The organism is Lysobacter antibioticus, from assembly GCF_000731095.1.
Classification (GTDB): Bacteria; Pseudomonadota; Gammaproteobacteria; order Xanthomonadales; family Xanthomonadaceae; genus Lysobacter; species Lysobacter antibioticus_B.
Window position 1 is genome coordinate 1 of the sequence record NZ_JMTZ01000161.1, and the last position, 950, is coordinate 950.

General features: G+C 69.4%; 1 protein-coding gene. It reads left to right on the forward strand.

Annotated elements, in window-relative coordinates; translation table 11 throughout:
* The coding region (locus EX88_RS24130) for an AMP-binding protein (RefSeq protein WP_036149883.1) at nt 1-950 on the forward strand (950 nt) is incomplete at both ends.

Sequence of the window (950 nt, forward strand, 5' to 3'; positions counted from 1 at the left end):
CTGGAGGCCTTCGTCGCCGATGCCGGGCAACCGGTCGGCCGCATCGAACTGCTCGACGCCGCCGAAACCGCGCAGGTGCTGCGCGACTGGAATGCGACCGAGCACGCGGTGCCGGCGCAAACCCTCGCTGAACTGCTTAGCACGCAAGCGGCGCGCACACCCGATGCGGTCGCGGTCGTGTTCGAAGGGCAGACGCTGAGCTACGCCGAACTCGATGCGCGCGCCAACCGCCTCGCCCACCGCCTGATCGCCGACGGCATCGGCCCGGAGGATCTGGTCGGCGTGGCCTTGCCGCGTTCGTTGGAGTTGGTCGTCGCCCTGTGCGCGGTGCTCCAGAGCGGCGCGGCCTATTTGCCGCTCGACACCGATTACCCGAGCGACCGCCTCGCCCACATGATCGCCGACGCGGCGCCGGCGCGGATCCTGACGCGTGGCGATGTGGTCGAACGCCTGCCTGCGCATGAGGGCTTGTGGCTGCTCGACGATGCAGGGCTCATTGCAGAATTGGCCGGTTATGCGGATACACCGCCCACCGACGCCGATCGCACGCGTCCGCTGCAGCTCGATCACCCGGCCTACGTGATCTACACCTCCGGCTCGACCGGCACGCCGAAAGGCGCGGTGATTCCGCACCGCGGCATCGGCAACCGCCTGGCCTGGATGCAGGGCGAGTACGGACTGCAGACCGACGACGCGGTGCTGCAGAAGACCCCGACCAGCTTCGACGTGTCGGTGTGGGAGCTGTTCTGGCCGCTGCTGCACGGCGCCCGCCTGGTGGTCGCGCGCCCCGACGGCCATCGCGACCCGGCTTATCTGGCGTCGCTGATCCAGCGCGAACAGGTCACCACCGTGCACTTCGTCGCCTCGATGCTCGAAATGTTCGTGCAGGAACCCGGCGCGGCCGCCTGCACCAGCCTGCGCCGCATCGTCTGCGGCGGCGAAGCGCTGTC